Annotated in this window: 14 protein-coding genes; 1 reads left to right on the top strand and 13 read right to left on the bottom strand. The window is 68.2% G+C overall.

Annotated features, from left to right (window positions below; genetic code table 11):
- Positions 1–72 precede the first annotated feature (72 nt).
- The 11 genes from ACH492_RS20865 to rplU all read right to left on the bottom strand — a co-directional run bounded on the left by ACH492_RS20865 (position 73) and on the right by rplU (position 14,399).
- The gene (locus ACH492_RS20865; protein ID WP_398988624.1) at positions 73–1,356 is read right to left on the bottom strand and encodes a glutamate-5-semialdehyde dehydrogenase; all 1,284 of its coding nucleotides are present in this window, start codon (positions 1,354–1,356) and stop codon (positions 73–75) included.
- A gap of 199 nt (positions 1,357–1,555) precedes the next feature.
- Positions 1,556–2,080 (bottom strand): hypothetical protein, encoded by a 525-nt coding sequence (locus ACH492_RS20860; protein ID WP_398988622.1) that lies wholly within the window; start codon positions 2,078–2,080, stop codon positions 1,556–1,558.
- A 132-nt stretch (positions 2,081–2,212) separates the two neighbouring features.
- Positions 2,213–3,340: a glutamate 5-kinase gene (proB, locus tag ACH492_RS20855; RefSeq protein ID WP_398988620.1), complete on the bottom strand. Its 1,128-nt coding sequence runs from the start codon at positions 3,338–3,340 to the stop codon at positions 2,213–2,215.
- 180 nt (positions 3,341–3,520) lie between these two features.
- Positions 3,521–4,576, bottom strand: coding sequence for a glycosyltransferase family 2 protein (locus tag ACH492_RS20850; RefSeq protein WP_398988618.1), 1,056 nt, complete (start codon positions 4,574–4,576; stop codon positions 3,521–3,523).
- A gap of 141 nt (positions 4,577–4,717) precedes the next feature.
- The gene (locus tag ACH492_RS20845; RefSeq protein ID WP_398988616.1) at positions 4,718–5,941 is read right to left on the bottom strand and encodes a glycosyltransferase family 2 protein; all 1,224 of its coding nucleotides are present in this window, start codon (positions 5,939–5,941) and stop codon (positions 4,718–4,720) included.
- A 43-nt stretch (positions 5,942–5,984) separates the two neighbouring features.
- Positions 5,985–8,078 (bottom strand): hypothetical protein, encoded by a 2,094-nt coding sequence (locus tag ACH492_RS20840; protein WP_398988614.1) that lies wholly within the window; start codon positions 8,076–8,078, stop codon positions 5,985–5,987.
- Between the two features lie 163 nt (positions 8,079–8,241).
- Positions 8,242–9,741: a bifunctional cytidylyltransferase/SDR family oxidoreductase gene (locus tag ACH492_RS20835; RefSeq protein ID WP_307663557.1), complete on the bottom strand. Its 1,500-nt coding sequence runs from the start codon at positions 9,739–9,741 to the stop codon at positions 8,242–8,244.
- Between the two features lie 245 nt (positions 9,742–9,986).
- On the bottom strand, positions 9,987–12,008 hold the full coding sequence (locus tag ACH492_RS20830) for a glycosyltransferase family 4 protein (RefSeq protein WP_398988611.1): 2,022 nt from the start codon (positions 12,006–12,008) through the stop codon (positions 9,987–9,989).
- 233 nt (positions 12,009–12,241) lie between these two features.
- Positions 12,242–13,678, bottom strand: a complete 1,437-nt coding sequence (gene obgE, locus ACH492_RS20825) for a GTPase ObgE (protein ID WP_398988609.1) — start codon at positions 13,676–13,678, stop codon at positions 12,242–12,244.
- A 131-nt stretch (positions 13,679–13,809) separates the two neighbouring features.
- Positions 13,810–14,064 (bottom strand): 50S ribosomal protein L27, encoded by a 255-nt coding sequence (gene rpmA, locus ACH492_RS20820; RefSeq protein WP_307663554.1) that lies wholly within the window; start codon positions 14,062–14,064, stop codon positions 13,810–13,812.
- A gap of 14 nt (positions 14,065–14,078) precedes the next feature.
- Positions 14,079–14,399, bottom strand: a complete 321-nt coding sequence (gene rplU / locus ACH492_RS20815) for a 50S ribosomal protein L21 (protein WP_223774625.1) — start codon at positions 14,397–14,399, stop codon at positions 14,079–14,081.
- Positions 14,400–14,682: 283 nt separating this feature from the next.
- On the opposite strand from rplU, the gene ACH492_RS20810 reads away from it, so the two are divergent.
- Positions 14,683–16,509, top strand: coding sequence for a hypothetical protein (locus ACH492_RS20810; protein ID WP_398988607.1), 1,827 nt, complete (start codon positions 14,683–14,685; stop codon positions 16,507–16,509).
- A gap of 154 nt (positions 16,510–16,663) precedes the next feature.
- On the opposite strand, the gene ACH492_RS20805 is transcribed toward ACH492_RS20810, so the two are convergent.
- Both ACH492_RS20805 and ACH492_RS20800 read right to left on the bottom strand, forming a co-directional pair.
- Positions 16,664–17,581 carry a hypothetical protein gene (locus ACH492_RS20805; protein ID WP_398988605.1) on the bottom strand — a complete coding sequence of 306 codons (918 nt, stop codon included), beginning with the start codon at positions 17,579–17,581 and terminating at the stop codon, positions 16,664–16,666.
- Positions 17,582–17,611: 30 nt separating this feature from the next.
- A complete protein-coding gene (locus tag ACH492_RS20800; protein WP_398988603.1) occupies positions 17,612–24,505 on the bottom strand; it encodes a polymorphic toxin-type HINT domain-containing protein in 6,894 nt (2,297 codons plus the stop codon).
- Positions 24,506–24,563 lie beyond the last annotated feature (58 nt).

Below are 24,563 nucleotides of genomic sequence, written 5' to 3'. Positions count from 1 at the left end.
GCCAGTCGGTTTGGGCAGGGAGAGCGTGAACTCTCCCTGCCCGAGTGACGCCCCGCACAGCCCCCTTGACGATCACCGAGTGTGACCGTCTCCTGTCACGATGTACTTCGTCGAGGTCAGCTCCGGCAGACCCATCGGGCCGCGCGCGTGCAGCTTCTGCGTGGAGATTCCGATCTCGGCGCCGAATCCGAACTGGCCGCCGTCCGTGAAACGCGTGGACGCGTTCACGGCGACCGTCGTGGAATCGACCAACTGGGTGAACCGGCGGGCCGCCGCCTGCGAGGTGGTGACGATCGCCTCTGTGTGCCCTGAGGACCAGAGCCGGATGTGGGCGACGGCCGCGTCCAGCGAGTCGACGACCGCTGCGGCGATGTCGTACGAGAGGTACTCCGTCTCCCAGTCCTCGGCCGTGGCCGCCACCATCGTGGCCTTGGTGGCGTCGGCGTACTCCAGCACCCGCTCGTCGCCGTGCACCTTCACCCCGGCCTCGGCCAGCGCGTCCAGCGCGCGCGGCAGGAATTCGGCCGCGATGTCCTGGTGGACCAGGAGCGTCTCGGCTGCGTTGCAGACGCTCGGCCGCTGCGCCTTGGAGTTGATCAGGATGTCGACGGCCATGTCGAGATCGGTCTGGGCGTCCACGTAGACATGGCAGTTGCCGGTGCCGGTCTCGATGACCGGGACGATGGACTCCTCGACGACCGTACGGATCAGGGACGCGCCGCCGCGCGGGATGAGGACGTCCACCAGGCCGCGGGCGCGCATCAACTCCCGTACGGAATCGCGGCTTTCACCGGGTACGAGCTGCACCGCGTCGGCGGGCAGGCCGGATCCGCCGACCGCGTCCCGCAGAACCTTGACCAGCGCGGAGTTGGAGGAGTACGCCGAGGAGGAGCCGCGCAGCAGCACCGCGTTGCCGGACTTCAGACAGAGCGCGGCGGCGTCCACGGTGACGTTCGGCCGGGCTTCGTAGATGATGCCGACGACTCCGAGGGGGACGCGGACCTGGCGCAGGTCGATGCCGTTGGGCAGGGTCGAGCCGCGCACCACCTCGCCGACCGGATCGGGCAGCGCGGCCACGTCCCGGACGTCGGCGGCGATGGCCCGCACCCGCTCCGGGGTCAGGGTGAGCCGGTCGATGATCGACTCGCTGGTGCCGGCCTCCCGGGCGCGCGCGATGTCCTCGGCGTTGGCCGCGACGATCTCGCTCGTACGGACCTCGAGCGCGTCCGCGATCGCCAGCAGCGCATCGTCCTTGGCCGACCGCGGCAGCGGCGCGAGGTCGGCGGCGGCGCCACGAGCCCGGTAGGCGGCCTTGGCGACCGGGGAGAGGTTGTCGTACGGCGAGAGCGAGGTCATACCCGCAGGGTAATGGCCTCCCCGCGGGCGTCCATCACGTATCCCGCACTACGAGACGGAAGTGAGACGGAAGGGGCGGAACGGGGTCCGGACGGAAGGGGCGGAAGGGGCGGGAGGGCTTCAGAAGGTGGGTTCAGAAGGTGGGTGGTGGGTTCAGAAGGTGGGTTCAGAAGGTGGGTGGTGGGTTCAGAAGGTGCGTTCAGAAGGGGTGTACGCCCACCGGGGCGGCGGGCGGCGGGCCGTAGCCCTCCGCGATGCGCTGGTGGTACGTCTGGCGGTCGATGACCTCCAGGCCCACGATCTCCCACGGCGGCAGCTGGGCGCTGGAGCGGTGCTCGCCCCACAGCCGCAGCGCGACCGCAGCGGCGTCGTGCAGGTCCCGCGCCTCCTCCCAGTAGCGGATCTCCGCGTGGTCGTTGGCGTACCGGCTGGTCAGCAGGAAGGGGTGATCGTGCGCGAGCTGCTCCAGACCGCGCCGGACCTCCTTCAGCGGGGCTTCGGCGCCGGAGACGCTGAGAGTGATGTGCCACAGCTTCGACTGCACACGCTCTTCGCCGCGGGTATCCGTCTCCCTGGCCGTGTCCGTGCCGTGGCCCGCCTGGCCGTCGTCGAAGTCCGCTCCCGCTCCGACGCTGGTCAGGGCTCGTTCCTCGCCCACGGCCCTGCGGCCGTGGGGGACGCCCCCCGTCCCGCGGGGCACATCCCCTGGGCGCGCTCGTCGCACCGGCGGCCTCCTGTTGCATGTGTCGTGTTGCTGTACCCCGCCATTCCTCCGCAACAAAGTTGACCAGTCCCGGGCGTAGCGTGGGGCGCTTTTGGTGAAGGTCTCTGCCAGAAGACTGGACTTTCAGCCGTTTCAGGGGTGCAGGACGACCAGATCGTCCCTGTGTACGACCTCCCGCTCGTACTCCGGGCCGAGTTCCTGGGCGAGTTCCCGGGTGGAGCGGCCGAGGAGCTGCGGGATCTCCTTGGCGTCAAAGTTGACGAGCCCGCGGGCCACGGCGTGGCCCGCGGTATCGCGCAGTTCGACCGGGTCCCCCGCGCTGAATTCGCCCTCGACCCCGGCGATCCCGGCCGGCAGGAGCGACTTCCTGCCGTGTACGACGGCCCGTACCGCGCCGTCGTCCAGGGTCAGGGAGCCCTGCGGGGTGGAGGCGTGGGCGAGCCAGAGGAGCCGGTCGGCGGAGCGGCGCCCTGTGCTGTGGAAGTACGTGCCGGTGGCGCGGCCCGCAAGGGCGTCGGCGGCGCGGACGGCGGAGGTGAGGACGACGGGGACGCCGGCGGCGGCCGCGATCCTGGCCGCCTCGACCTTGGTGGCCATGCCGCCGGTGCCGACGCCGGCCTTGCCCGCGCTGCCGATCTGTACGTGGGCAATGTCGGCGGGGCCGCGTACCTCGTCGATCCGGGAGGCGCCGGGCTTGGCCGGGTCCCCGTCGTAGAGGCCGTCGACGTCGGAGAGGAGGACCAGCAGATCGGCCCGTACGAGATGGGCGACGAGCGCGGCGAGACGGTCGTTGTCGCCGAACCGGATCTCGTCCGTGGCCACCGTGTCGTTCTCGTTGACGACGGGGACGGCGCCCATGTCGAGCAGCTGGTCCAGGGTCCGGTAGGCGTTGCGGTAGTGGGCGCGGCGGCTGGTGTCGTCGGTGGTCAGGAGCACCTGGCCGACGCGTACGCCGTAGCGCGCGAAGGAGGCGGTGTAGCGGGCGACGAGGAGGCCCTGGCCGACGCTGGCTGCGGCCTGCTGGCGGGCCAGGTCCTTGGGGCGCCGAGCCAGGCCCAGTGGCGCGAGGCCCGCGGCGATGGCCCCGGAAGAGACCAGCACTATCTCCTTCTCGCCGCCGCTGCGGACCTTGGCCAGCACGTCGACGAGGGCGTCGACGCGGTCGGCGTCGAGTCCGCCGGCCGCGGTGGTCAGGGAGGACGAGCCGACCTTGACGACGATCCTGCGGGCTTGCGTTACCTGCTGTCTTGCCACTGTCACAGAGCCGAATCTATGCCAGGGCGCGCGGTGGGCGCTCGGCCATTTCACTCGCTGGACAGCGTGCCGCCGGCTGTCGCGGCCGGGTCGCCGCACCTCGCGGATCGGAGCGAACGGCCTCCCCAGGGGCCCGCCTTGGTGTCGCCGCCGGCGGGACACCGGCCCGCAGGCGCCCGTGCGGCACTACACCGCGGTACGGGCCCTGAGCAGCAGGCGCCGTACGTCCCTGCGCAGTCGGCGCAGCACCCGCCTGCCGAAGGGCACCTTTCGCTTCACCACGGGTGCGAGCAGCGCCTCCTTCAGCAGATCCGGCCGTCCCCAGGCGACGCAGGTGAGCCGCCGCCGCTCCCTGCCACCCAGCCGCCGCGCCACAGTCGGCGACCAGTACGCCTCCATCAAGGGCGCTGCCAGCTCCAGCTTGTGGAGCAGGATCTCCTCCTTCTGCTTCAGCACGGCCGGACCGAACTGCGGCAGCAGTGTCACCAGGAACGGCCTGACCATCAGCTGATCGCGCTTCGGGCCTGGTGGTTCGTACTCGGCTATCAGCTCCATCAGCACCCGTGCCGAGTGGAAGCGCAGCGTGTAACTGCCGCTCTTGGTCACCTGTTTGCCGTCGTCGCGGCCGACGAGGTAGTAGCAGGTGTAGTCGGCGACCACGGAGACGCCGTCGCCCCGCAGATACGCCTCCATGGTGAACAGCGCGTCCTCGCCGGTGTGCATGGTCTCGTCGAAGCGCATGCCCAGCCGTACGAGAAGTTCGCGCCGGAAGAGCTTCTGCGCGCTCAGCGTGAACTTGACGTTGGAGGCGTAGATGTCGGCGCGCTCGACGTTCTTCGCCCACATCGATTTGGCGGCGTTGCGGTTGACGCCCTTGATCTTGCCGAGCACCACATCCGTACCGGCGCGGTCGGCCATCGCGACCATCCGCTCCAGCGCCTCTTCACCGAGATAGTCGTCGGCGTCGAGGAAGAACACATAACGGCCACGCGCCAGCGACAGCCCGACATTACGCGGACCACCGGGACCACCGGAGTTGGCCTGCCTGACCACCCGCATCGGGACCTTCGTCCCCGCCGCGAACTCCTCCAGACACTCCCCCGTGCCATCGGTCGAACCGTCGTCGACAGCCACAATCTCGATCCGGTCGGCACCCATGCTCTGCGCCTCGACCGACTCCAGACACCGCACCAGATACGGCATGGCCTCAAAAGCCCCGATGATCACGCTGACATCGCACATGGACACTCCGGCAGTTTTGCGCGAGGAAGATCGCGCCATGCTGCCCTGTCCGTGTATCCGCCGTGTGTCGGACGCGACACGGCACTGAAACCCGGCGTGGAGCCGGCGTGGTGCAGGCGCGCGGCCGCGGCCTGGGGGACGTCAGGCCCCGCGCCCCAGCCCGCGCAGCGCCCGCCGGGCCCACCGCGCCGCGCGCCTGGCGAACGACGCACCGTTCTGGCGACCGGGCACGACGGGCGACGACAGAGGTGTGACGCGTTCCCCGCCGACCTGTTCGGCCACGCGCACCTCGTAAACCGCGTCGGGCAGCCCCTCCGTCCCGTCCCCGAAGTGCGGATACGCGAGATACCTGCACCCGTCGCGCTCCACGACCTCGGCTGCGGTCCCGGCCCGCTCGAATGCCAGCACGTCCTTCAGGAGGTCGAACCGTCCCAGCGCGGCGCTGGTGAGCCGCAGCCGCTCGCCTACCTTGAGGCGCTTCGCCACACCCTCGGTCCAGTACGTCTCCATCAGCGGAGCCACGAGCGCGAGTTTCTCCCGGCCTCTCTCCTCCGGCTGCTTCAGCACGATGGGGCCCAGCTGGGGCAGCAGCGAGGTCGCGAAGGGCCTGACCATCAGCAGGTCACGCCGGTCCCCCGGCGGCACATGCGCGGCGATCAGCTTCATCAGGGCGTGCGCCGCATCGATGATCGCGGCGTGGTCGACGCCCTTGGTGACGTGTTTTCCGTCTTCGCGGCCGACCAGGTAGTAGCAGGTGTAGTCGGCGACCACGGAGACGCCGTCGCCCCGCAGGTACGCCTCCATGGTGAACAGCGCGTCCTCGCCGAGGCGCATGCCTTCGTCGAAGCGCAGGTCGTGGCGGACGAGCAGATCGCGCCGGAAGAGCTTCTGGGCGCTCAGCGTGAACTTGATGTTGGAGGAGAAGACATCCGTACGCTCGGCGCTCCGGTGGTACATCGACTTGGCGGCGCCGCGGTTGACGCCTTCGATCTTGCCGAGCACCACATCCGTACCGGCGCGGTCGGCCATCGCGACCATCCGCTCCAGCGCCTCTTCACCGAGATAGTCGTCGGCGTCGAGGAAGAACACATAACGGCCACGCGCCAGCGACAGCCCGACATTACGCGGACCACCGGGACCACCGGAGTTGGCCTGCCTGACCACCCGCATCGGGACCTTCGTCCCCGCCGCGAACTCCTCCAGACACTCCCCCGTGCCATCGGTCGAACCGTCGTCGACAGCCACAATCTCGATCCGGTCGGCACCCATGCTCTGCGCCTCGACCGACTCCAGACACCGCACCAGATACGGCATGGCCTCAAAAGCCCCGATGATCACGCTGACATCGGGCTCGTTCACGTTCATGGCCCGCCATCCTGTCGTTGTTACGAGGCGGACGCCAAAACGGTCAGCCTGCGACCGGCGAGTCGAGCCCCGTGACCGCGGTGTCGGTGTCCCCGGCCACGGTGTCCTCTCCCACGTCGTCCAGATCCGCCTCCAGGTCGACGAGCTGCTGACCGGCCCCGGCGTTGCGTGCTTCGGACCGGGCCGCCAGCGCCGCCACGGCGGCGTTGAACTGCTCGATGGAGGTGGGTTCGTCGGGCCCGAGCAGATACCGCTTCAGCTCGCGCCGTGCCTCGGCGAGGGTGTCCGCGGCCGGGTCGGCGACGGCGGCCAGCAACTCACCCAGTTCCTCGGCGCTGTTGGAGAGGATGACCGCGGCCCGTACGGCGGTGTTCTGCCGCCTGAACTCCTCGGTGCCCACCTCCGCCGAGTCGGTCACGGCGTACGGCTTGCCGCTCGCGATGAAGTCCGAGACCACGCTGGAGATGTCGGACACCATGCCGTCCGCCTCGTTGAAGCAGTCGTACAGACGCGGCTCGGTGCCGGTCACCGTCCTGTGGTGCCACCAGCCGAACGAGTTCCAGTACGCCTCGTTCCACTCCGCGCGCAGGTTCTTGATCTCCTCGAGGCGCTGCGGGTCCGCGAGCGAGACCCGCGACGTCTCCGACTCGTCGCCACCCGGCCGGCCGGGCTTGGACAGCTCGGCCAGCCGCGCCTCGGCCCGGGCCAGCGTCGCCCGTGCGGCGGCCTGGTCGGCCTGTGCCGCAGCCGCCTCCTTGGCCCAGCGGGGCTCGGCGGCGCGCTCGGCGGCCGCCTTCTCGACCAGCGCCATGATGCGCGTGTGGACGGCCTTGGCCCTGGCGCTGCGGGTGCCCGTGAAGGGGTGCGGCTTGTAGATCAGACGGACCGGCTGCTCGGCGTTGAGCAGTCGCTTGACGATGTTCTCGCCGGCCAGCAGCAGGGAGGTGTTGCCGGGGTTGTCGTCCCAGCCCTCCCAGGTGGGGGCGTACAGGATGGTCGGGATCGGGTTCTTCGGGGCGCCGGTCCAGGAGGCTATGGGGGCCAGCTGGGGGCGGCCGACCTCCACGATGTCCTCGTCGCGCACGCCGACGTCGGCGAGGGCGTACCGGTCACGGCCGGCCCGGCCGGCCGTCCACACCTCGTCGTACACCTTGCTGAACGGGTTGACGCTGGCCATCTTGTCGCTGTCGCCGTGCCCGATGAAGACATGCCTCATGGTCGGTACGCGCAGCATGTGGATGTTCTTGCCGACGTTGGCCGGGTACAGCGTCACCCGGACCGTGGAGAGGTCCAGGTTCATCAGGTGGATGCCGCCGGGCACACAGATGACCGGCACCGAAGTCGCTTCCAGCTGCGGCACGATGTAGCGCTCGCGGAGGATGATCACCGCCCGGGCATCCAGCTGCTCCAGGGTTTCCATCCACATCTTCACCTGGTACGCCGACTCCTTGGAGCCGGAGAAGTACATGGCCACGGTCGGCCGGTACTCGCGCAGCCACCGGTCGACGCCCTTGAGCACCTGGGGCGCGGTCGGTACGCGCCTGTTCCGCCGGATGTACCGGAAGAGGGCACCGGTGTAGAGCACCGCCAGGCCGACGGCGACGGCGATACCGGCGTACGCGAAGACGTTCTGGTGCGTCCGGGCGGCGATCAGCACACCCGCCACGGCCGGGATGTCCAGGTGGAGCAGCTTCTCCGTGGACCGGCGCAGCAGGGCCCTGGGCGGGGCGTCCGGGATCTTGAGGCCCTGAAGATCGACGTTGCGCGTGACCACCGGCATGGTGCGGCGCAGCTTGATCAGGGTGGCCAGGGCGCCGTGCGGGGCCTGGAGACCGAAGAGGAACAGGAAGCCGCCGACCGCCACATAGAAGAGGGTCTGCTCTGCCAGGTTCAGCCGGGCCAGCAACAGGACCAGCAGCAGCTGACGCACCAGGAAGCGCATCGGCAGAGCGAACTTGATCTTGTTCAGCCTGTTGACGAGATAGCTGCCACGCCGGTGCAGGTACCAGTCCGTGGCATAGGTCACGACGGCGGCCGCGACGAAGCCCCAGAAACTCGGGATCAGCGCGGCGAGCAGCGCGCACGGAAAGCCCAGTCCCAGAAGGACTGCTGCGACCAATTCTGATCCACTGCCCACGCGGGCCAGGCGAATGGCGGTCGAAATCACGAAGAACCTGCTCCAAGGGGTGCCGGTTTACCACATTAAGATGCAAACGCGAAGTATAAGCTTCACGAATTGAGGCCTCCGTGTTCGCGTTATGGCGACCACAGAGGCCCAACAATTTAATTGTTGCCGAATATTACACGTCTTCCTGGCGGTCCAGGACGGATGCCAGTGCCTGCTCGAACCCCGATGCTTCGGTCGCCTCGCGGGTTGGATCCTGCTGTCGTACGTCGATGACATGACCGGTCAGCTCGGAGAGCAGGACGTCCAGAGAGGTCCTGGCCACAGCCTCGGAGGAGAGCAGTGAGCCGGTGGGCTCCTGGCCGAAGGCCTTGGTGCGCATCGGGGTCGCCGTGCGCTCGGGATTCACGCAGTTGACGCGAATTCCGTCGGCCGCCCATTCGTCGGAGAGGGCCTGGGTGAGGTTGACCATGGCCGCCTTGGTCGACGAATAGAGGCTGTACTCGGCACGCCCGCGGGTGTAGCTGGAGGAGGTGTAGAGCAGCAGCTGCCCCTTGGTCTCCGCCAGGTACTTGTACGAGGCGCGGGCGATCTGGACCGGCGCCAGGTAATTGACGTTCAACGCCTCCTGGATCGTCGTGTTGTCCGTCTCCGCGAGCTTGCCGATGCGCAGCACACCCGCGGTGTTGATGACGTAGTCGATCCGGCCGGTCTCGGAGTACGCCTTGGAGAGCGCGTCGTCGACGTGCTCCGGGTTCTCCACATGCGTGCCCGTGGTGGAGCGGCCCAGCGCGTAGACGTTCGCGCCGTACTCCTTCGCCAGCGCGGCGATGTCCGCGCCGATGCCGTACGAGCCGCCGAAGACGACCAGTGTCCGGCCCGCCAGCAACTCGCGGTAAGCCGCCTCGTCCGCCTGGCGCGGAGAGGCGGTGGTGGCCAGCTGGAAGAGCTTGTCGGCGATGAAGACGTCGACCGGCTGGGTCACCTTCATGTTGTACTCGTCGCCCGCGACGACATAGATCGGTACGTCCGGCAGATACTTCAGCACCACGGAACAGTCGTCCGTGGCCTGGAAGTTCGGGTCGCCGGCCGCGATCTCGTACGCCCTGCGGATGGTGGAGAGCTTGAATGCCTGCGGCGTCTGGCCGCGGCGCAGCCGCGAGCGGTCCGGGACGTCGGTGATGAACTCACCGTCCTCGCCGTGGGTGCGGGTCACGATGATCGTGTCCGCGGACGGGATGGCGACATCGACGGCCTGATAGCGCTCAAGGGCGTCAACACACCCCTGGATCACACGCTGTGACAAAAGCGGACGGACAGCGTCATGGAACAGGACATTGCGGTCCTCCCCCTCGGCGAGTCCCTCACCGAGCGCGGCGATGGCCCGCTCGGTGGTCTCGTTGCGCGTGGAGCCGCCCTCTATGACCTTGGTGACCTTGGTCAGTCCGGCCTTTGCGATGATCTTCTCCACGTCGGGCACAAAACCCGGCGCCATCAGCACAATCACGTCGTCGATGGACTCGGCCTGCTCGAAGATCGTCAGCGTGTGCTCGATGACAGCCTTGCCGGCGATCTTCAGCAGCTGCTTGGGGATCGACAGACCCACGCGCTGGCCGGTGCCACCGGCGAGCACGACCGCTGTGGTTCGGGGCTTGACTATGTGCTGCACAGACACAGACGACCTACCTTGCGGGGGCGGGGGAACATTCCGATGGTTGCACTCTCAGTTACCGTCTCGCAAGGCGGGTGTCTTCCACTCCACACCACCGTGCAACCTGCTGTTTGCCTTGTCATCAGGCCAATCCGGTCGCGCACAACGATTGACCAGGTGACCGAGACCACACGAACAAGCGGAAGGAACCACTCCTCCAGGCAAAGGCCGACAGGAGCTGACCCACGGAATTCACGTGCGGGAAATCTCTACAGATCAACCACGTTGAGAGCGAGATCGTTGGAGTCCGTGTAGAAGAAACGCACCCGGACTCTCTTCCTGGGCTTTCTGAGGACCTTCTTGGCGACAGAGCGGGCGAGGCTCTCCTTCCTCTTCTTGGGCAGAATAGTCAACGGATAGTTGTAGATGTCCTTCTTCATGACGACGTCGTCCAGCACCCGCCCGATCTTTGCCGGTTGGGCCTCCGGCGCGTAACGGAGCAGGGCGTCCCACACATCGTGCGCGGCGGCCTGGTGCGCGGCCGGCTGAGCACAGGGGACGGTGAAGCGGAAGACATGCGCATCCTCCCACCGCCCGGTGATGGTCAGTTCACGCGCCGGCCTGCCGCGACGGCGCAGCACGAGCACGGGGTCACCGGCCGGGGCGGCGCCGATCAGGCGGCCCGACAGCGTGACCTTCTTGCCGGCGAGCCGCACATCCGCGGCCTCCGCGTGCACCGGCCGCACCCAGGACCGCAGGACGAGCGTGCCCTTGGCCTTGTCGGCGTACGGCACGAGGTTGCGCACGGCCTCGCCCGGCACCAGCCGCTCCGCGGCGTGCATGGCGCCGCGCTGGTCGACATTGCGGCTGCCCAGCCGGGAGCGCGCACCGGTGGCCGCCATCTCGACGAAGAGCTCCCAGACACCCTCACCGAGCTGCTCACCGGCCGGGATCGTGACGGATCCGTCCGGCTCGAACGCGTACGTACGGACCTCGGTACTGCCCTCCGTACGTACGCACATCAGCCGCAGCCCCGCCTCGTCGGCCGACGGGCGCGGGCTGACCAGGGTGAGGACCAGCGCGCCGTCCGCGGCCACCACACAGTCGGCCACCGGCGCGAAGTCCGGCACGGAGCCGCGCGGTGACGTGCCGGCAGCCAGTTCCTCGAAGAGGTTCTCGTACTCCTTGACGACCTGAGAGGGGTCGAAGCGGCGGGCGCTCTCCCGCGCGGCCGCGCCCAGCCGGCGCCGCAGCGCCTCGTCGTCGATCAGCTTGAGCAGCGCGTCGACGATCGCTTTCACATCGCCGACCGGGACGAGGACGCCGTCCTCACCGTTGTTGATGATTTCGCGCGGTCCGTAGTCGCAGTCGGTGGAGATCACCGGCAGACCGCAGCGCATGGCCTCGACGAGCGTCATGCCGAACGACTCGTGGCGCGAGGTGGAGACGGCGATGGCGCCCTTGGCCCACTCGGGTTCGATGGGTGAATGCGGCCCCATGAGGTGGACCTTGTTGTAGAGGCCCATCTTCAGGATCTGGTCGCGGAGCCCGGGGTGCCGGTCGCCACCTCCGTAGATGCGCAGCACCCAATCCGGGCGCACGGCCGTGACCTTGGCGAAGGCGTCGATCAGGACGTTGTACTGCTTCTCCGTCGCCAGCCGGCCGGCCGCGACAACGGTGTTGCCCGTCCCGTCGCAGGGGGCGACTTGCGGCTCGGGAACGCTGTTGGGGATGGCCAGCACCCGGGTGCTGGGCAGCGGCATCTTCTCCCGCCACACCTTGGCGTCACCCTCGGAAACCGTCACAAAGGCGTCGATCGCGGCGAGATGCTCGTACATCTCGGCACGCAGTGCCGCCTTGTGGTGGTTGTGCGTCATGTGTTCCTGGCCGATGCGGACCGCGCCGACGGGGGCGAACTGCGCGGCGTACGCGACGAGTCCGGGCCGGGTGCCGACGACGACGTCCGCGTTGGAGGCGGCGTAGTGCTCGCGGACGCGGTCGTCGGTGAGCCGGCTGTACTCCTTGTAACGCGCCTCGTTCTGCGGGAAGAACGTCGCGGGCTGGAGCTGGAAGGGATGCTCCTTCTCGTTCGTCGGCGAGTTCGCCCGGGTGTCGACGAGGGGTACGACGGTGATGCGCGGGTCGATGGAGAAGAGCGGGACGTCCCGGTGCCGGAAGACCGAGACGATCTCCACCTCGTGCCGGTTCACAAGCTCTTCGGCGAGGTTGAGCGTGGTGCGGATCGTCCCGCCAATACCGTAAACGGTATGGATGAGGAAGGAGATCTTCATCGGCCCTCGGTGCTCCGTTCAACTGGGACTCGGGAGGCGAACGGGTGGTCCCCGTATCGCCACACGCCAGTCAGACGGGTCTGAGAGCCCGGAGGTTGCCCCCGATCCGCGGATTTAGCCGGATCAGGGGATACAGAACGGGACGAAATCGTCATAACCACAATGTGCCTCGTCCCGAGGCCTACGGCACACCAGCGCCGGCCGCGGGCACCACCCCGCGGCCGGGCACCTTCCTAGAACGGGTCGAACTCGTCGTACTCCCGCTGCGCCTCGTCCCGCTCCGCGTCGCGGTCCCTGCGCCGCTGCGCCGCCGGACGCGGGGCCTCCAGGCGGTGGTCCTCGCCGCGGCGGCCGAGCATCTCCGCGCCCGCCATCATCGTCGGCTCCCAGTCGAAGACGACCGCGTTGTCCTCGGGGCCGATGGCCACGCCGTCGCCCGCGCGGGCGCCGGCCTTCATCAGCTCATCCTCGACACCGAGGCGGTTGAGGCGGTCGGCGAGGTAGCCGACGGCCTCGTCGTTGTTGAAGTCGGTCTGGCGGACCCAGCGCTCCGGCTTCTCGCCGCGCACCCGGAACAGCCCGTCCTCCTCCTGCACGACCGTGTAGCCCGCGTCGTCGACCGCCTTCGGGCGGATGACGATTCGGGTCGCCTCCTCGACCGGCTTGGCCGCGCGCGCCGCAGCGATGATCTCGGCCAGCGCGAAGGAGAGCTCCTTCAGGCCCGTACGAGCGATGGCGGACGCCTCGAAGACGCGGTAGCCGCGTGCCTCGAGATCCGGGCGGATCATGTCCGCGAGGTCCTGGCCGTCCGGGATGTCGATCTTGTTGAGGACGACGATGCGCGGGCGGTCGTCCAGGCCGCCGTACTGCCGCAGCTCCTCCTCGATCACATCGAGGTCGGAGACCGGGTCGCGGTCGGACTCCAGCGTCGCGGTGTCCAGGACGTGCACGAGCACCGAGCAGCGCTCGACATGGCGCAGGAACTCAAGGCCGAGGCCCCTGCCCTGGCTGGCGCCCGGGATCAGACCGGGGACGTCGGCGATGGTGTAGACGGTCGACCCGGCGGTGACCACGCCCAGGTTCGGAACGAGCGTGGTGAACGGGTAGTCCGCGATCTTCGGCTTGGCCGCGCTGAGCACCGAGATCAGGGAGGACTTGCCGGCGCTCGGGTACCCGACCAGCGCCACGTCGGCGACGGTCTTGAGCTCCATGACGACGTCACGCGCCTCGCCCGGCTCGCCGAGCAGCGCGAAGCCGGGTGCCTTGCGGCGGGCGGAGGCCAGCGCCGCGTTGCCGAGGCCGCCGCGGCCGCCCTGGCCGGCGATGAACGTGGTGCCCTGGCCGACCAGGTCGGCGAGCACATTGCCCTGCTTGTCGAGGACGACGGTGCCGTCGGGCACCGGCAGGACCAGGTCCTGGCCGTCCTTGCCGGAGCGGTTGTCACCGGCGCCGGGCTGACCGTTGGTCGCCTTGCGGTGCGGGCTGTGGTGGTAGTCGAGCAGCGTGGTCACCGACTGGTCCACGACCAGGATGACGTCACCGCCCCGGCCGCCGTTGCCGCCGTCGGGACCGCCGAGCGGCTTGAACTTCTCCCGGTGAACGGAGGCGCAGCCGTGGCCTCCGTTACCCGCGGCGACGTGCAGCTCGACGCGGTCCACGAAGGTGGTCATGGGTGTGCCTCCAGATTGGGTCTCCCCGGCCGGAGGCTGGGGAAGTACGTACGAAATGTCTTAGCTTCAACACGCGAAAGGCGGACCCACTTCCCCAACGGGAAGTGAGGTCCGCCCTCGCAAAGATCCGATCAGGCGACCGGAACGATGTTCACGACCTTGCGGCCACGGTGCGTGCCGAACTGCACCGCACCGGGCTGCAGCGCGAACAGGGTGTCGTCGCCACCGCGACCGACGCCCGCACCCGGGTGGAAGTGGGTGCCGCGCTGGCGGACCAGGATCTCACCGGCGAGAACGACCTGACCGCCGAAGCGCTTCACGCCGAGCCGCTGAGCATTGGAGTCGCGACCGTTCCGAGTGGACGATGCGCCCTTCTTGTGTGCCATGTCTCCTCAGTCCCTTACTTCGCAGCCGTGGGGATACCGGTGACCTTGATCGCCGTGTACTGCTGACGGTGACCCTGGCGACGGCGGTAGCCGGTCTTGTTCTTGTAGCGAAGGATGTCGATCTTCGCGCCCTTGTGGTGGTCCACGACCTCGGCCGTGACCTTGATACCGGCCAGCACCCACGGGTCGCTGGTCACGGCGTCGCCGTCGACAACGAGCAGGGTCGAGAGCTCGACCGTGTCGCCAACCTTGGCAGTGGGAATCTTGTCAACCTCAACGATGTCGTCAACAGCAACCTTGTGCTGACGACCACCGCTGCGCACGATGGCGTACACGCGGATCTCACTCTCGCTCGGAACGGATCCCCTGATGCCAGCCGCTCGCACAGGCCGAAGCCTGCGACGATCCGGAAGGATGAGCGGCCTCTCCCGACCGGAAGAACCATCGGGAGGGAGTTGCTCAGGGGTGGGCGTGCATGGAAACACACCGAGGGTCAAGGTTACGGGGCCCGGCTTGAGGGGTCAAACCGGGTAGGCGCCTCGAATCCCTGGTGGATGTCCGCCGTGGCCTGTTGAATGTGCGCTCGTGTCCCTGCGCTCCCTGATCACCATGCCTCGCATGCTCCGCCACGGCTCGGCCGTGGGCGCTGATCTGCCGCCCGACGAGGCCGTCACCGTCGATGCCGTCGCCGACCCCGCCCTACGGGCCGCGCTGAGTGTCGCCGCGGCCGGCGACGCCACTCCGGCCCGCGAGCTGCTGGCCGAGACCCGGCTCGGCGCCCAGTGGGAGCGCCGCAGTGTGTGCGTCTCCGAGCTGGCCGAGTGCGCGCTGCACAGCCCGGGCTGGCTGGAGGGCTGGCTGGCCGCTTCGCCCGAGGACCCGGACGCGGTGCTGGTGAAAGCGGATCTCTGTATCCAGCAGGCCTGGGAGATACGTTCCGGCTACCGCGCCAGGCATGTGTCCGAGGACCAGTTCCGGGCCTTCTTCACGCTCCTCGAGGATGCCGTTCCGGTGATCGCCGCCGCGGCCCAGCTCAACCCGACCGACCCGGTGCCGTGGGAGGTCGCGCTCACGCACGCACGCGGCATCCAGGCGCCCCGGGATGTGTTCGTCGCCTACTGGACGGAGGCCGTGGCCAGGGCCCCGCACCACTACGGCTGCCATGCCACCGCGCTGCAGTACCTGTGCGACAAGTGGTACGGCTCGCACGAAGAGATGTTCGCCTTCGCCGAGCAGGCCGCCGAAGGGGCTCTGCCCGGCTCGAAGCTGCACGCGCTGCCGCTGATGGCCGCAGTGGAGTACGAGGTCGTCTCCGACGACTCCACCGAGGACGGCCCGATCGACCGCGCCCGGATCGAGGCGGCGGTCGCCCGCGCGCTGGAGCTCTCCAGCTGGTACGAGCCGGGAGACCCCGACGCCGCGGGCTTCCGCAATCACCTGGCCCTGATACTGATCTTCGCCGAGCGCTGGACCGAGGCATTGGATGTCTTCCGGGCGATCGGCGTGCACGCGCGCAGCTTCCCGTGGGGGTACGTCGGCGACAGCCGCAAGGAATTCCTGGAGTTCCGCCTGGGCGTACGGATGCAGGTCGCGTCGCAGACCCCGTTCTTCGGCCACCCGCCGCAGCCCGCGACCCCGGCGGCCGCCCTCCCCTCCGTCCCGGCGCCGCGCTCGCTCGCCATAGCCGCGGCCCCGCCGCACGAGGTCGCCGAGGCGGCGCTGATGTGCGGCGTCTCGCTGCGGATCGCGCCCACCCCCTCGCCGTACCGGATGAGCTACGTCGAACTCGTCCCCGACCGGTCCCCCGGCAGACGGGCGACCCTCTCGGCGGGCGAGGAGATGCTGACGGCCGCCGCGGACAACTTCACCACCGGGGAGAAGTGGCCCGCCCTGGTGCTGCGCCGCACCGCCGACCGCTGCGGCTTCACCCTCTTCCACAGGGGCAAGGCACGCGCCTCGCATCTGTGGGACCCGTCCGCCCCGGTCACCGACCACGCGGAGGCCACGGCCACGGCACAGGCCCTCGCCGCGATCTTCCCGGTGCCGGACCAGCGCCCCCTGGTCACGCTGCTGCGGGGCACGAACGACCCGGCCCGCCGCCAGTCGGAGCTGGTCACGGCGCTCAGGCTGCCGCCGGTCCCGGACTGCTTCGGCGAGCGCGACGAGATCCTGGCCGGGCTCGACGGTGCCCAACTCCTGGCCAGGCGCGGGGTGTTCAAGGGCATCCGCGACACCATGTCGACGGACCTGGGCACTCCGGCGCTGCCGATCCCCCGGCCGCGGCGCTGGTGGGTGCTGCGGATCGTGGCCCTGGTGATCCTGGTCCCGGCGGCGGCCTACGCCTGGTGGTCCCCGGGGGTGAGCTGGTACCGCACGCTGGTCCCGACGGCGGCGTCACTCTTCTACGCGCTCCAGCTGAGGAAGGCCTGGGCGCAGCGGCGCTGAGCGGGGGGGTTGGCGTTCAAGGCGATTGTGGTGGATGTGGACAACGAGGAGGACCGCCGCCCGGAACTCGGGCGACGGTCCTCCGTAATGGTGCAACTGCGTTTGGCTCAGGACGTCCACAATCGCTCGGCAGTAACGCAGCGCGTCAACTGGCTCACTCTTCACCTCGGAGAGCCGCACTCACGTCTTTCCGAGAGCAGACCTTGGCCAGCTGCACACAGAATTCGAGGCTGCGGTCGTTCATCGCAGAGGTCACGATTCCCGACTCTGCAAGCTGTACGGCATCGTCGAACCAGGCAATATCCTCTTGCGTCGAGAATTCACCACCGGCACCACTCTCTGCAATCCGATCAAGAACACAGAGTGCGTCAAAGGCTCTCTCCGTGGAGTACGCCATCGAGTCCACAGACCCGCTGCGCGTACCGCGGATTCCGAACTCGACGGCCATATCCGTGAGCCGCCGGATTTCCTGGCCCTGACCGAACGGCAGCTTTTCTCCGGCTCCACCAGCGGGAGAGAGCACATGGGCGAAGTAGTCGGCCAGCCTCGCATCATGATCCGACTCGCGCAGGGCCGACAGCAAACGATCCGATCGACTCTGCTTGCCGCTCAGTGCCGCGAGCAAGGGCTCGGAGCGGATGAGCGCGAGCCACAGCCATGCGCTCCTGGCCGGACCGGGAATATCCTCGACGAGCTGCCGCCTCTGCCGCATGAACTCAGGGAACACAACCCTGTGTTGCTCGCCGATCATCGAGATCCGCGAAACGTGCTCGTCGATGAACGTCCAGAACCGCGCAGCTGCTCCCAGCCTGACAGGCCCGGGCATGTCCGCAGCACAGAAGGATGTCACCGCCAGCGTCCTGGGCCCCAGAACGCCGACTTCGAACGACATGCCACTGGCCAACCGACTGAGGTCCTGCGCGCTCAGCGCACGCAGCCCCTCACTGGACACATCTCGGAGCGTATGGAGCAGCCATTCCGTCCGAGCCCGCCCGTCTTCGACAACCTCGTCCGGCGGCCAGGATGCAACGCCGATTTGCACAGCGTCAAAGCTGTCCCAGTCGAAACCCATGGTTACATCCTGACCGCTCGGTGTTTTTGATCAGCCTAGAGGGATATTGGCTATTCGCCGCAGATGGCTCATCGCTTCGGGACCGAAAATGACTTCCTCCGGCATTCCTTCACCGGTCACTCTCGTAGTGATATGCCCCTCCTTCACGAGCCGATTATAGGTGCACTTGCACATCCTGAAGACCATGACAGAAGCACCACTCTTCGAACCTCCATTACGGGTGACGCCCCACTGGGCCGCCGTGCTGAAGTTCGGGTCAGCAGGGCCCGACACCTTGTAGCTGAACAGGTTGCCTGGCTGTGCGACGCCACCGCCGTTGGAGGAAGCTCTCGCCGCGTCAGTGTCCAGCCCATTGGCATCGATGTTGTTTGCGTGCTCCGTGGTGGTGCCGTGAGCGAAGTCGACCGACTCGTCACAGTTGTGCACCAGGACCGGAGTTGCCGCCGCCAGCACAAAGTACGAGTGGATACCCGTGACAGTGAGGTCGCGCGTGCGCTGGCGTTTCTCGAAGTAGCGGATGCCTTCCAGCGTGAGCGTGTCGCCGCCCGGGGTTCGCAGCGTCATACCGGGCTCGAGGTCGCCCGCCTTGATCCACTCCCCTTCGGACTCCACCCAGAACGGGTGGGTCGTCGTGGCGATGAGCGCCGCCGACTTGCCCGACTTGCTCTCGATCGTGAGGTCAACAAATGCCTTGTCGTCCTCGGTGACGATGGTGCCGGCAACCTCACGGACGGTCGTCACACCGGTCTCGGGGTCAGTCACCGTGACCTTGTCACCGAGCCTGACGTCCTCGATCGGCTTGCTCGTACCGTCGGCCAGGAGCACCTTCGTGCCGGGCAGGAAGGAGTGACACTCCTTCTTGCTTTTCTTGAGGGCCTCCGCAGCCTTCTTCTTGGCTGCGGCCAATGCGTCTTTCGCCTTGGCCAGCCCGTCCTTCGCCTTGGACACGGCCTTGTTGGCCTTGTACAGATCCTTGGCACCACCGATGAGGTCGCCCACGAGGCCGACCACTCGCTTCGCGAGCCTGGCGCCCTTCGCCCAGTTCCACGGAGCGCCGTACTTGGCGAGGATCTTGCCGGCGAGACCACCGGCGAAGCTGCCCGCGATGTTCAGCACCGTCTCGCCGCAGGCGCCCATGTCGCCACTGGAGAAACAGTCCAGCGCGGCGTCGATGCCGAGGATGTCCCGGACGATCTTGACAAGCGCCTTGCCCGCCGACTTGATGCGCTGCTTGGCGGCGGACTGCTGCTGCTCCGCGCCGGCGACCGCGCCGGCGGCCTCGTCGGCGTTCTTCTGGGCACCCTTGACAGGGTCGGACTTGCCGCCGGTGACGGGCAGCCCGCCCCGGCACTCGATGAGGCCCTGCATGCACTCCGGGATGGCCATGCCGCTCGGGTCGGCATGGGTGACGGGGCTGTTGTTGGCGTAGGCGTAGCCGTTGATCTGCTGCGGCTGGGTGTAGTCGATCAGCGGGTCGACGGAGATGAACTTGCCGATGACCGCGTCGTACTCCCTGGCCCCCAAGTGGGTCAGGCCGGTCGACTTGTCGATCGTGCCTCCGACGAAGCCCTTCTCACCCGGCCAGTTGCCGGTCGCCTCACCGCGCTCGACTCCGAACGGGTCGAAGCGGCGCTGCGAGATCGCACCCGTGGCCGCGTCGATGGCCAGCTCGCCCGTGCCGTGATGGTCGGAAGCGATGAAGGAGACCTTGCCGTCGTTGCTGCGAACGGCGACCATCTGCCCAGCGTGCGAGTAGTAGCGGGTGGCTTCCTTCTTGGTGCCGTCGGCCGAGAGCTTGAGCTCCATGTCGGGCAGGTACACCGTCGTGCCCGAAGAGTCCTTGCGCTGGACCCGGTTGCCGCCCCCGTCGTACAGGTAAGTGGTTTCGGAACCGTCGGCCTCCTTCGCCTTGGCGAGCTTGCCGATGTGGTCCCATTCGAGCGTCTGGGCGTCACCACCGATGGTGCGCTTGGTGGTGTTGCCCGAGTCGTCGTACTCGTACGTCGACTGCCGGTCACCGGTCGGCGTGTTCTCCACGACCTTGGTGAGCTGGTGCGGGCCGTCACCGGCCGCGCCCGCCGCGCCGTAGGTGTAAGTGCGGGTGACGTTGTTGACCGGGTTGAGCCCGGTGTCGTGCACCGTCTCCGAGGTCCGGTTGCCGATGGCGTCGGTGACGTAAGACTTCCAGTACGGCGCAGGTCCGCCGAGTGGAGTGGCCCCAGGGGCCGCCTCACAGGCCTTCGGGCCCTTGCCCTCGACCGGCGCGGTTGAACCGAGGGTGCCGTTTCCGGCCGCGTCGGCCGAAGTGGACGCCGGGCTCCAGGCCTGCGCAAGCCGCTGCCGGCTGTCGTAGCCGAAGCACTGAACGTCCGGAGCGGATGCGTTCGCCGTGTCCGAGATGGACAGGACATTGCCCGCTTGGTCGTAGGAGAAGTTCGACTCCTTCGCGGGAGCGGACGCTCCGTAGACGTCGACGACGGAGCGGGTCAGCCGGTCCGTACCCGTCTCGTAGTCGAAGGTCTGCCAGACCTTCTTGCCGCTGCCGGTCGACAGTTCGAGCTGCTGGAGCTGGCTGTTCTTGGAGTAGACGGTGTTGGTGACGTACGAGGTGGACCCGGTTGTCGATGTCGGACGCTGAAGCTCGTCGTAGCCGTAGGCAAGAACCTCGGCAGGCAGGTCACCCACTGCCGGAAGGCCGCTCGACTGCAGCGTGCCGTCACGGTTGTAGGCCGATGTGAAGGTGTACGTGCCGGCGAGTCCGCCCTGCGACGCGGGCACCACATAGGCCGTCTTGAGCGGACGGTAGAAGTCGTCCACCGCCTGGACGACGGAGCCGAAGTACTCGGTCGGTGAGACGTAGCTGAGGGTGGCGTAAACCTGCCCGAGCCAGCCGGTCTTGTCGTACCGGATCTCGGTGAGCTTGGTGCCCGTGGTGGGCTCGCCCTGCCAGGTCGTGACGGGGCGGCCGAGCTTGTCGTAGACCGTAGAGGTCTTCTTGCCCCGGCTGTCCGTGGCCGCGACGGGACGGTCGAGAGTGTCGTACGCGGTGGTCGACGTTCCCTCGTCCGGGTCGATGCCCTTGGTCTTGCGGCCGAGCTGGTCGTACTCGTACCGCCACTCGTTGCCCTTGGCGTCGGTGACCGTCTCCAGCTTGTTCTTGGGCGTGTACGTGTACTTGGTGACGTCGTAACCGGACAGCGGGTTCGGCGACGCTCCCCGGTAGTGCCAGATCTCCTTGGTGTTGCCCGCAGCATCGGCGATCGTCGTCGTCGGCACGCCGCCCGTCGGCGGGTCGACCGTGGTCCGCTCGCCGTCGTACGTCGTCGTCGTGCGCCACTGCTCGACGCCCGACACTGCCATGGTCTGAGCCGTCGGCCGCCCCAGACCGTCGTACTCCATGAGGCTCTGCGCGCCCACCTCACCGTTGTGGACGATCAGCAGGTCGTCGGAGGGAGCCCCGGCCGCGTTGTACGTCGCGTTGGTCTTCTTGACCTTGCCGGTGCCGTCGTAGAACGAGTCGGCGACCATACGCGTGCCGCCGGACCCCTCGGTCTGCATCTGGCGCGGCCGCAGCAGACCGTCGTAGAGCTGGTACTCCGAACCGTACGAGCCGTCGTTCTCGATCTTCTCCGTCTTGATCGCGACGACCTTGTCCCGGCGGACGTTGTACGAGTACTTGATGCTCGGCGTCTGCGTCCTCGCCCGGTCCGGGAGCCAGACCGAGGTCAGCCGGCCGAGGCCGTCGTAGGCCAGGTCGGTGCGCTTGCCGTTAGGGTCCGTCTGACCGGCCGACATGCCCCAGGCCGGGGCGTAGTCGGTCGTGGTGACATGCCCCAGCGCGTTGGTGTTCTTCGCCTGCGAGATCAGACCGTTGACGTCCGTGTAAGCCGTCTTGGTCTCCGCGGCGGACGCGTCCTTCTGCGAGAGCGGACGACCGTAGGCGTCGTAGGTCGTGGTGCCGGTGACCTGGTACGTGCCGGTGGTGCCGTTGTGCGAGGTGAGTCGCTCCGTCGTGGTCGCGTCGCCCTTGGTCGGCGCCTCGCCGAATGCCTTGCCGTCGTACGAGGTGCGCTCGTCGGCGTGGACCTGCGTCTTGCGGTCCGGGGTTGCCGAGCACTTCACGCCGACGGATTCACTGCGCGAGGGCAGGGAGAGGATGTTCTCCCCGACGTTGTCCGCGTACCAGGTGCGGGTGCAGGTGTCGTCGCTCGGAGTCGAGACGTCACCCTGGTCGTCGACCTCGGTGACGCGGCCGGTGCCGTTCGCCGTGTCGTACTTGGTCGTGGTCTTGGCCTCGCGCCAGCTGCCGTCCGACAGCAGGCTGAACCCGCGCTCCGTCTCCGACTTGACGATGGACGAACGCGTGGTGCCCCAGCTCTTGGTCTGGGTGCCGGTGTAGTGCTTCCACGGCGTGCTGATCGTCTTGGCGACGAGCTTGGAGCCGTCGTAGGTGGCCGCCTCCAGCTGGTGGCCGGTGAACTCCTCGGCGTCGGTGTACTCCGCGCCGGTGGAGTCGGCGACCTTCACCGAACGCGTGCCGCCGTCCGGGTCCTTGTCGCCGTCCATGCCCTGCAGGTACGTGTAGTCGACCCGCGAGGTCTGGTTGTCGGCGCTTCCGCTGGTGACCTTGACCTTGCCGTAGCCCTGCCAGCCGCCCCACGTGAGGTACTTGTCCTCCGTGATGCCGTCCGGCTTCGCCTTACGCCAGGCCGCGTTGCCCTGGTAGTCGTACCGGGTGACCAGGCTGTCGCCGCCGCCCGTACGGTCCGTCTCGACGATCTCCGCGACCACGTACTTGTGGAACCAGTCGGTGATCGGGTCGATGTAGCCGGGCGGCGCCCACTTGACGGGGTAGCAGCGCTTCGTCGACTCGCCCGGCTTCGGCAGGGCGTCCTTCGTGCAGTTCGTCGGCGCGTAGTTGACGTCCAACTGGGCGCCGGTTTCGCTCAGTACGGCCGCGAGCCGGAAGCGGTGGAACGGCGCGATGTTGTCGCCGATCGCGTCGACGCGGTTGACGAGCTGCTGGCCGTACAGCTCCAGCGTCGGGAGCTTCACCGCCGTGCCGACCCGGCCCTCGTGGTCGATCTTCGACAGCCACAGCGTCTTGGAGTCGTCACCGTTGTCGGTGAACAGATGGGTGAAGGTCCACGCGTCCACGTCCTGGTAGGTCGTGGCGTCCTTGCGCATCTGCGTGGTGATGCCGGTCAGCCGCTTGGTCGTCCAGAACGTCTGGCCCACTGTGCACTTGGTGGCGGCCTTGCACTCCTGGTCGACCGGGGTGTCCGGCCAGTGGGCGGCGTTGGCCTTGGTCCGCTTGCTCTCCGCGCAGTCGAAGTCCGCGGTGGGCAGGCAGCGCTCGTCGGTGTTGAACACCACGCGCGCCGGGGCCTTGGCCGCGTAGACCTGGCCGTCGCGCTGACCGTAGTCGACCCGCTTCAGATAGCCGCCGCGGTGGTACGCGGTGCCGTTGACGTCCGTCTTGCCGTTGAGCGCGTAGTAGTTCGTCTCGGGGGCGTAGTAATAGGACATCACGTTGCCGTGGGTGTCCTTGACGTAGTCGAGGCTCCAGCGCCAGGCCTGCTTGCAGTGGGCGCTGGTGAACGTGGCGTTGTAGCAGGGCTCGCCCGAGTCGTCACCGAAGACGGGGGCCGTCCAGGTGGAGTCGGTCACCTCGTTTCCGGAGGCCCAGCCCGGCAGTCGGTTGAGACCGAAGTAGTACTCGGTGCCGTCCGACGTGGTGACGCGCCAGTGCTCGCCGTCGTTGTCGCCGTTCGTCGCACCGGTCAGCTTGTCGACCTTGGTGCCGTCGTCGGACGAGAATTTCCACTCGCCAGTGGCGTCGTCCTTGATGAGCTCACTCGAGGTTCCGTTCAGCAGAATGGTGGCGTTGTCGAACGCCCAGCACTGCTCACCGGACCCGGAGTGGCCGTCGTCGGAGCACGGCTTGTAGCGGCGCTCGATGTAGCCGGGGTCGTACGAGAAGCCCTCACCGATCCAGGAGCCCTGGTTGTTGGTCCCGGAGGTGCGGCCGTCGGCGGACTGGGACGAGTAGCCGAGCCCGACGCTGGGCGTCAGACCGCCCGGCGTGGGGACGGAGCGCAGCGGATAGTTCCAGCTGAAGCCGCCCGAGGAGTTGGCGACACTCCAACTCGCCGACGGGGACAGGGGCGTCGCCTTGTAGGTGCCCTGGGCGGAGGACGGACCTGCCGCAAGCGCGACGAGCGAGGTGCTCTGGACCGCCATGGTCGAGGGCCCGGAGGGCGCCGGCGCCGCGGTGACCTCGGCCGAGACCGTACGGTCCTCCGCATTGTTCACCGTGGCCAGCGGCTTCGGCAGCTCGGGGCAGGCCTTGCTGCCGGGCTGGGCGACCGCGGCACACGCGGGCAGCTGGACGAGGTGCAGGCGCGCGCCGTAGTCGCCGCCGAAGCCCTCGGCGAAGGCGGAGTAGCCGACGTTCAGGCGGACCTTGGCGGCCTGTGCCTTGTCGTCGGCCCGCTCCACGTGCAGCAGCGCCCCCGCGCCCAGTGCGGCGGCGCGCTTCGGGTCCAGGACGTCGACCTTGACCTTGTCGGGCAGCGGAGCCGTGCCCTTGGCCGCCGACCGGTTCTTCGCGGCCGGCGCCTTGACGGCAGTGACCGTGACGGGCAGTCCGCCGACCTTCACCTCGGCCGGGGCCTTGGCGACGGCGACGGGAAGTTCCGCGCTGGCGCCCTTGGGCCAGGTCGCCTTGTCGAGCTGCTTGACCGCGGCCTTCTTGGCCCGGTCGGCCGGGCGCGCCTTGGCCTTGGCGTTCCTGCCCTTCACAGGGTCGCCGAAGTCCTGGACACCAGGCCTTCCCCGACCCTTTTCATCGGCGTACGCGACAGCCTCGACCGAGGACCCGGTCAGGGCCAACGACAGGACCATCACGGCCGAACTGAGCAAACGTCTGGGTATGCACCGGTTCAACAACCGGCCCCGATAGGACATCACGTGACTCCGC

It is taken from the genome of Streptomyces sp. NPDC019443 (genome assembly GCF_044389785.1).
Lineage (GTDB): Bacteria > Actinomycetota > Actinomycetes > Streptomycetales > Streptomycetaceae > Streptomyces.
The sequence above is the reverse complement of the archived record's forward strand: the minus strand, read 5'-3'. Positions and strand labels throughout refer to the sequence as shown.